Source organism: Azospirillum oleiclasticum, assembly GCF_013423485.1.
Lineage (GTDB): Bacteria > Pseudomonadota > Alphaproteobacteria > Azospirillales > Azospirillaceae > Azospirillum > Azospirillum oleiclasticum.
Genome location: NZ_JABFFR010000062.1, coordinates 34,310 through 42,545 on the forward strand (window position 1 = coordinate 34,310; position 8,236 = coordinate 42,545).

The 8,236-nt window shown below is 71.4% G+C and carries 6 protein-coding genes and 1 pseudogene; all 7 read left to right on the forward strand.

Annotated features, from left to right (window positions below; all coding sequences use genetic code 11):
- The first annotated feature begins 38 nt into the window (after positions 1 to 38).
- Positions 39 to 3,728 (forward strand): glycosyltransferase, encoded by a 3,690-nt coding sequence (locus HL658_RS34765; RefSeq protein WP_180287727.1) that lies wholly within the window; start codon positions 39 to 41, stop codon positions 3,726 to 3,728.
- 3 nt (positions 3,729 to 3,731) lie between these two features.
- Positions 3,732 to 4,292 carry a dTDP-4-dehydrorhamnose 3,5-epimerase gene (gene rfbC / locus HL658_RS34770; protein ID WP_180286760.1) on the forward strand — a complete coding sequence of 187 codons (561 nt, stop codon included), beginning with the start codon at positions 3,732 to 3,734 and terminating at the stop codon, positions 4,290 to 4,292.
- Positions 4,293 to 4,314: 22 nt separating this feature from the next.
- Positions 4,315 to 5,382, forward strand: coding sequence for a dTDP-glucose 4,6-dehydratase (rfbB, locus tag HL658_RS34775; RefSeq protein WP_180286761.1), 1,068 nt, complete (start codon positions 4,315 to 4,317; stop codon positions 5,380 to 5,382).
- Positions 5,379 to 6,257, forward strand: coding sequence for a dTDP-4-dehydrorhamnose reductase (gene rfbD / locus HL658_RS34780; protein WP_180286762.1), 879 nt, complete (start codon positions 5,379 to 5,381; stop codon positions 6,255 to 6,257). Before rfbB ends, rfbD begins: the two co-directional genes overlap by 4 nt.
- 36 nt (positions 6,258 to 6,293) lie before the next feature.
- Positions 6,294 to 6,506 carry a DUF4287 domain-containing protein gene (locus tag HL658_RS34785; protein ID WP_180286763.1) on the forward strand — a complete coding sequence of 71 codons (213 nt, stop codon included), beginning with the start codon at positions 6,294 to 6,296 and terminating at the stop codon, positions 6,504 to 6,506.
- Positions 6,507 to 6,589: 83 nt separating this feature from the next.
- Positions 6,590 to 7,780 carry a glycosyltransferase gene (locus HL658_RS34790; protein WP_180286764.1) on the forward strand — a complete coding sequence of 397 codons (1,191 nt, stop codon included), beginning with the start codon at positions 6,590 to 6,592 and terminating at the stop codon, positions 7,778 to 7,780.
- Positions 7,774 to 8,236 (forward strand): annotated as a pseudogene (locus HL658_RS34795) (hypothetical protein); the annotation flags it as partial. The gene HL658_RS34790 and the pseudogene HL658_RS34795, both read left to right, overlap by 7 nt.

An 8,236-nucleotide genomic window follows, 5' to 3' on the forward strand; every position in this document is an offset into this window, starting at 1 on the left:
CCCGCAAGAGCGAGAGGCGTTCGGTGGATTTGCACGTGGTGGACCAGGATTCCGACACGCTTTCGCGCCTTTCGCGCCCGATCAGCCTCCTCGTACCGGATCTCATCGTCGCCCCGCCCTCCTGGCTGGGGCATGTGCCCTTCGCCTTCTGGATCACCGGGGCGCTGAATCCCGGTACCTTCGTGGAGCTGGGCACCCACACCGGCAATTCCTACGCGGCCTTCTGCCAGGCGGTGAAGCATCTGGAGCTGCCGACCGCCTGCTTCGCGGTCGACACCTGGGCCGGCGACCCGCAGGCCGGCTATTACGGGGACGAGGTCCACCGCGCGCTGGCGGATTTCCACGATCCCCGTTACGGCGCCTTCTCCCGCCTGATGCGGATGACCTTCGACGAGGCGGCCGGGCATTTCTCCGACGGCACCATCGACCTGCTGCACATCGACGGGCTGCACACCTACGAGGCGGTGCGCCACGATTTCGAGACCTGGCGGGCGAAGCTGAGCCGCCGCGGCGTGGTGCTGTTCCACGACACCAACGTGCGCAAGGACGATTTCGGCGTCTGGCGCCTGTGGGAAGAGCTGTCGGCGCAGCATCCCCACTTCACCTTCCTGCACTCCAACGGGCTGGGCGTGCTGGGCGTCGGCGACGAGCTGCCGGACGATCTGCGCTGGCTGTTCGCGGCGCAGGTGGAAAACGGCCCCCGCCTGCGCGGGATCCGCGCCTTCTTCGACCGGCTGGGCGGCGGGGTGGTCAACACCCAGCAGGCCCAGCAGCGCGCCGCGGAGATCGAGGCGCTGAGGGCCGAGATCGCCGGGCTGCACGACAGCGTGCGCGGCAAGCTGGACGAGATCCGCGGGCTGATGACCACGGTCGCCGAGCGCGACGGCTCCATCGCCACCCTGCAAGGCTGGGTCGCCGACCGCGACTCCAGCATCGCCGACCGCGACTCCGCCATCGCCGCGTTGCAGGGCGAGATCGCCGGACGCATGGACGAGATCCGCGGGCTGATGACCACGGTCGCCGAGCGCGACGGCTCCATCGCCACCCTGCAAGGCTGGGTCGCCGACCGCGACTCCAGCATCGCCGACCGCGACTCCGCCATCGCCGCGTTGCAGGGCGAGATCGCCGGACGCATGGACGAGATCCGCGGGCTGATGACCACGGTCGCCGAGCGCGACGGCTCCATCGCCACCCTGCAAGGCTGGGTCGCCGACCGCGACTCCAGCATCGCCGGGCTGAACGGGGAGTTGGGCCGGACGCTGGGCGCGGTGGCCGAGCGGGACCGGACCATCGACGCCCTCCAGGGCGAGATCGACAACCTCCGCGCCGGCGTGGCCGGCATGGAGACGATGCTGCGCAACGCCCACCAGCAGCTCCACGCGGTCTACCACTCCACCTCCTGGAAGCTGTCGGCCCCGGTGCGCCGGCTCGGCCGGCTGGCGCTGCGGCTGCGGCGGCTGCACCGGTCGCGGCTGCACCGGATGATGCTGACCCCGCTGCACGACGTGCGGGTGGCGGACGGCGCCTTCGAGAGCACCGGGGTGGACCCCGCCTTCCGGCTGGCCTCGGACCAGGGACGGCCGCCGACCGGCTGGTGCCTGCTGTCCTTCCGCGTGACCGAAACCTCGGTGCCGCTGGCGCCGCTGCTCTACATCGACACCGGCAACGGTTTCGGCGAGGGCGGCACCATCCGCCTGCCTCCGGTGGCCTCGGGAACGGTCGAGACGGTGCTGCTGCTGCCGGCCGAAACCAAGGGGCTGCGGTTCGACCCGACCGACCGGCCCGCCCGCTTCGCCATCGACAACGTCACCGTCCGCGAGATCGGCAAGCTCCAGGTGCTGGGGCGCGCGCTCGGCCTCTACCGCGGCCGCATGGGCGAGGCGATGCGGCTGCTGCGCGAGAACGGGCTGGCGGTGGCCAAGCAGAAGCTGGTCCAGGAGCTGATGCCCAAGGGGGCGGCGCTCGACTACCCGACCTGGGTGCAGCTCTACGACACGCTGTCGCCGCACGACCGCGGGGCCATCGCCGAGGGCATCGCCCGGCTGACCCGCAAGCCGCTGATCTCCATCGTCATGCCGGTCTACAACACGCCGGACCCCTACCTGCGCCGCGCGCTGGACACGGTGATCGACCAGCTCTACCCGCACTGGGAGCTGTGCATCGCCGACGACGCCTCCACCGCCCCGCACGTCGCCGCGACGTTGGCGGAGTACGCCCGCCGCGACCCGCGCATCAAGGTCGTGCGGCGCCCGGCCAACGGCCACATCTCGGCCGCCAGCAACACCGCGCTGGAGCTGGCCACCGGCGAGTTCGTCGCCCTGATGGACCATGACGACGAGCTGCCGCCGCACGCGCTCTACGTCGTGGCGCTGGAGATCGAGAACCACCCCGACCTCGACATCCTCTATTCCGACGAGGACAAGATCGACGAGGCGGGCGTCCGCTACGACCCCTACTTCAAGTCCGACTGGAACTACGACCTGTTCTGCGGCCAGAACATGATCAGCCACCTCGGCGTGTTCCGCCGGACGCTGCTGGAGGCGATCGGCGGCTTCCGGGTGGGCTACGAGGGCAGCCAGGACTACGACCTGGTGCTGCGCGCGGTCGAGAAGACCGAGGCGGCGCGGATCCGGCATGTGCCGCACATCCTCTACCACTGGCGCGTCTTCTCCTCCTCCTCCTCCTTCTCCACCACGGCGCTGCCGACGGCGACGAACGCCGCCCGCCGCGCCCTGCAGGACCATTTCGACCGGATCGGCGTGCCGGCGCGCGTCGAGCCGGCGCCGGGGGCGGAGTGGTACTCGCGCATCGCCTACCCGCTGCCCGACCCGCTGCCGCTGGTCTCCCTCCTGGTGCCGACGCGCGACAAGCTCGACCTGCTGCGCCAGTGCGTGGACGGGCTGCTCGACGGGACCGACTATCCGAACCTGGAGGTCCTGATCCTCGACAACAACAGCGAGGAACCGGCGACGCTGGAGTGGTTCGCCGCGCTGGAGGGGCGGCCCCGGGTGCGGGTGCTGCGCTACGAGGGAGCCTTCAACTTCTCGGCCATCAACAACTTCGGCGTGGAGCACGCGAAGGGCGAGCTGATCGGCCTCATCAACAACGACATCAAGGTGATCGAGCCGGGCTGGCTGAAGGAGATGGTCAGCCACGCCGTGCGGCCGGAAGTGGGGGCCGTCGGCGCCAAGCTCTACTACGGCGACGACACCATCCAGCACGCCGGCGTGGTGACCGGCATCAACGGGGTCGCCAACCACATCCACAAGCACCTGCCGCGCGAGCATCCCGGCCATTTCGGCCGGCTGCGGCTGGTGCAGGACATGTCGGTGGTGACCGCCGCCTGTCTGGTCATGCGCCGGTCGGTGTTCGACGCGGTGGGCGGGCTCGACGCCGGGAACCTCGCCGTCGCCTTCAACGACGTCGATCTCTGCCTGAAGGTGCGGGAAGCGGGCCACCTCGTGGTGTGGACCCCGCACGCCGAGCTGTACCATCTGGAATCCGCATCCCGCGGGTCCGACATGGCGCCCGACAAGATCAACCGCTTCATGGGCGAGATCCGGCACATGCACGCGCGCTGGGGCCGCACCCTGCTGAACGATCCCTACTACAACCCCAACCTGACCCTGGACGCCGGCGATTTCAGCCTGGCGTTCCCGCCCCGCCTGCCGAAGCCATGGCTGCCCGCAGCGACCACAGTCGAAGACCCCGCCAAGGAAGGTGCCTGACCCATGGAGATCGAAGCGCTCGCCATCCCCGACGTGAAGATCATCCGGCCCAGGAAGTTCGGCGACCACCGCGGCTTCTTCTCGGAGACGTACAGCCGGCGCGCCTTCCAGGCGGCGGGGCTGGATTTCGACTTCGTGCAGGACAACCACTCGCTGTCGGCGGAACCCGGCACCATCCGCGGCCTGCATTTCCAGACCGAGCCCTTCGGCCAGGTCAAGCTGGTGCGGGTGGTGCGCGGCGCCATCCTGGACGTGGCGGTCGATATCCGCCGCGGCTCCCCCACCTACGGGCGGCACGTGTCGGCCCGCATCTCGGCGGCGGACTGGAACCAGATCCTGATCCCCATCGGCTTCGCGCACGGGCTGTGCACGCTGGAGCCGGACACCGAGGTCCTCTACAAGGTCAGCAACTTCTACTCCCCCGAGCACGACAAGGGGCTGCTGTGGAACGACCCCGACCTTGGCATCGACTGGCCGGTCGCGGCCGCGGAAGCGCGCCTGTCCGACAAGGACAAACTGCATCCTCGTCTCGCCGATCTTCCCGACTGGTTCCACCACGCCTGATCCCGGTTCCCAGGGGGTTTCCATGAAGCGCATCCTCGTCACCGGCGGGGCCGGGTTCATCGGGTCGGCCGTGATCCGGCAACTGCTGGCGGAGACCGACGCCCACGTCGTCAACGTCGACAAGCTGACCTACGCGGCCAACCCCGCCTCGCTGCCGGGGGCCGAAGGGAACCCGCGCTACGCCTTCGAGAAGGTGGACATCTGCGACGGCGAGGAGCTGCGCCGGGTGTTCGCCCAGCACCGGCCCGACGCGGTGATGCATCTGGCCGCCGAATCCCACGTCGACCGCTCCATCGACGGGCCCGGTGCCTTCATCCAGACCAACGTGGTCGGCACCTTCCGCCTGCTGGAGGCCGCCCGCGGTTACTGGCTGGACCTGCCGGAGGCCGAGCGCGCCGCCTTCCGCTTCCACCACATCTCCACCGACGAGGTGTTCGGCTCGCTGGGGGCCGAGGGCTTCTTCACGGAGACCACGCCCTACAGCCCCAACTCCCCCTACTCGGCCAGCAAGGCGTCGTCCGACCATCTGGTGCGGGCGTGGCACGAGACCTACGGGCTGCCGGTGGTGGTCACCAACTGCTCCAACAACTACGGCCCCTACCATTTCCCGGAGAAGCTGATCCCGCTGGTCATCCTGAAGGGCCTGCACGGCCAGCCGATGCCGGTCTACGGCAAGGGCGACAACGTGCGCGACTGGCTCTATGTGGAGGACCACGCCCGCGCACTCAGGCTGGTGCTGGAGCGGGGCCGGATCGGCGAGAGCTACAACATCGGCGGCTTCAACGAGCGCACCAACATCGCGGTGGTGCGCGGCATCTGCGCGCTCTTGGACGAGATGAACCCCGCGGGCGCGCCGCACGACCGGCTGATCACCTTCGTCACCGACCGGCCGGGCCACGACCAGCGCTACGCCATCGACGCCGGCAAGATCGAGCGCGAGCTGGGCTGGCGCCCGCAGGAGAGCTTCGAGAGCGGGCTGCGCAAGACGGTGGCCTGGTATCTGGAGAACCGCTCCTGGTGGCAGGCGGTGATGGACGGCTCCTACCGCGGCGAGCGGCTGGGCCTGACCAGCGCGGAGGCCACGGCATGAAGATCCTGATCCTCGGCACGCCCGGCCAGCTCGGGCACGAGCTGATGACCGCCTCCTGGCCGGCCGGCACCGAGCTGGCGGGCGAGGCCTACCCCGACTTCGACATGGGGCGGGCGGGCGACGTGGAGGCGGCGGTGGAGCGCCACGCCCCCGATCTGGTGGTCAACGCCACCGCCTACACCGCGGTCGACAAAGCCGAGAGCGAGCGCGCCGCCGCCTGGGCGGTCAACGCCGTCGGTGTCGGCCGGCTGGCCGCTGCCTGCGCCGGGCGCGGCATCCCGCTGATCCACGTCTCCACCGACTATGTCTTCGACGGCGGCAAGGACGGGGCGTACACCGAGGACGACCCGGTCGGCCCGGTCAGCGTCTATGGCGCCAGCAAGGCGGCCGGCGAGATCGCCGTGTGCGCCGGCTGCGCGCAGCACGTCATCCTCCGTACGTCCTGGGTGTACGCGTCGCACGGCGCCAATTTCGTGAAGACCATGCTGCGCTTCGGCGCCGAGCGCGACGAGATGCGGGTGGTCGCCGACCAGCACGGCGCCCCCACCGCAGCAAGCGACCTCGCCGCCGCCATCCTCGCCATCGTCGCCCGTATCCGGGAAAACCCCGCCACCGTCCCCTGGGGCATCTACCACTGCACAGGGGCCGGGGTGACCACGTGGCACGGCTTCGCCGAGCGCATCTTCCAGCGGCTGGACCAGAAGACCGGCCGGCGCCCGCGGCTCACCGCGATCACCACCGCCGACTACCCCACCCCCGCCGCGCGCCCGGCCAACTCCCGCCTCGACAACAGCCGGCTGCAGGCCGCCTTCGGCATCGCCCTGCCGCCCTGGGAGGAAAGCCTGGACCGCGTGCTGGATACGCTGCTGGCCTGACCAACCGCCCCCGGACAATGTGGAGCACCACGGGCCATGGCTGATCAACCGGTGAAGGGACCGGCTTCCTACTTCCCGTCCATCGAGAAGAAATACGGAAAGTCCATCGCGGAGTGGCAGGCGATCATCCGCGGACACCTGCCCGCGAAGCACATGGAACTGGTCGCCATGTTGAAGAACGACCACGCGATGGGCCATGGCCACGCCAACGCGCTGGTGGCGCACACGTTGGCAGCGGAAAAGGGCTGAGATCAACGGCCCTGGACGTTGACACCTCAGGCTCCCATACGGTGGGCGGTGCCGCCGTCGCGGGCATCCGCCCGGAGGGCGGCATGATCGGGATCGACTGGCGGATCGGCGGGGCCTACGGCTGGGGGGTCTTCGGGCTCAACCTCGCGCTGGACTGCGCCCGCCCCGGCCGGCGGCCGGCGGTTCCCCTGGCCGCCCCGATGGATCTCGACCTGGGGCCCCTGCACGCCCGGCTGCTGGCCCCGGCGCTGGCCGAGCAGCGGCGGCTCGACGCGCTGGCCGCCGCCCATCCCGGCCATGCCCTGAAGCTCGACGCCACGGTGCTGCGCGGGCTCGCCTTCGACATGCAGCCCATCGTCCCCGCCCGCTTCGCCGGCCGCCACGAGGTGGGGGTGGTCTTCTTCGAGAACACCGCCCTCTCGCGCCCGGCGCTGGAGCGCGCCGCCGCCTACGACCGGGTCGTCGCCGGCTCCGGCTGGAACGCCGCGGTGCTGCGCGGGCTGGGGCTGGGCAATGTGGTTCTGGCCCCGCAGGGGGTGGATGGAACGCTGTTCCACCCTGCCCCGAAGGCCGGGCTGCTGGGCGACCGCTTCGTGGTGTTCGCCGGCGGCAAGCTGGAGCACCGCAAGGGGCAGGACATCGCGCTGACCGCCTTCCGGCGCTTCCACGCCCGCCACCCCGAAGCGCTGCTGCTGACCGCTTGGCAGAACCCCTTCCCGCAGCTCGGCATCGGCATGGCGGCCGGCGGTCTGGTGGATGGCGACCCGGCGCTCCTGCCCGGCGGCGGGCTGGACATCGCCGGCTGGGCGCAGGCCAACGGGCTGCCGCCCGGCTCCGTCATCGACTGCGGTCTGGTGCCGCAGCGGCATCTGCCGGTGCTGCTGCGCGAGGCGGACGCGGCTCTCTTCACCAACCGTTGCGAGGGCGGCACCAACCTCGTCGCCATGGAGGCCATGGCCTGCGGCCTGCCCACCGTGCTGTCGGCCAACACCGGCCATCTCGACCTGATCGCCCCGGATCCGGCGGCGGCCGATCCTGCCGGGGATACGGCCTGCTACCCGTTGCTCCGCCAGGGGCCCGTGCCCCCGACGGACCGCTGCCCGGGGACCGAGGGCTGGGGCGAATCCGACCCCGACGAGGCGGTCGCGGCGCTGGAGGCGATCCATACCGACCGGGCGGAGGCGCGCCGGCGCGGCGCCGCGGCCGCCGACCGCATGCGGTCCTGGAGCTGGGCGGAGCAGATCGCCCGGCTGACGGCGCAGCTTCCATGCTGACGGAGCTGCGCGCCGGGGCGGAGGCGGCGCGGCGCGCGCTCTTCGCGCAGGCGGTCGACCACCACAAGGCCGGGCGGCTGGGGTTGGCGGCGGCGCTCTACCGGGCGCTGCTGGCGCTGGGCTGCGCCGACGCCGCGGTCACCGGCAATCTGGAGCTTCTGCTGAACCAGGTGCTGGCCGCGGCCGTCGGGCGGCTGGAGGCGGGCGACCCCGGCGAAACGGCGGGCCTCGCCCGCTGGGCGCTGGAGCAGCGCCCCGGCCGCGACGACGCGTGGCGGCTGCTGGCCATGGCCGAGCGCCGGCAGGAGCGGCCGGAGGCTGCCGCCGCGGCGCTCGCCCGCGCCCTGACGCTGGCGCCGGGGGTGGCGGAGGGTCACGCCGAGGCCGGCCGGCAGGCCGAACGGAGCGGCACGGCGGACGGCAGCACGGCGGAGGCCGCCGCGCGGCACTGGCGCC

What these genes read in the sequence shown, in the direction of transcription:
- rfbC (WP_180286760.1), top strand. Translation starts at nt 3,732, where the DNA reads ATGGAGATCGAAGCGCTCGCCATCCCCGACGTGAAGATCATCCGGCCC.
- HL658_RS34790 (WP_180286764.1), top strand. Translation starts at nt 6,590, where the DNA reads ATGATCGGGATCGACTGGCGGATCGGCGGGGCCTACGGCTGGGGGGTC.
- HL658_RS34785 (WP_180286763.1), top strand. Translation starts at nt 6,294, where the DNA reads ATGGCTGATCAACCGGTGAAGGGACCGGCTTCCTACTTCCCGTCCATC.
- rfbD (WP_180286762.1), top strand. Translation starts at nt 5,379, where the DNA reads ATGAAGATCCTGATCCTCGGCACGCCCGGCCAGCTCGGGCACGAGCTG.
- rfbB (WP_180286761.1), top strand. Translation starts at nt 4,315, where the DNA reads ATGAAGCGCATCCTCGTCACCGGCGGGGCCGGGTTCATCGGGTCGGCC.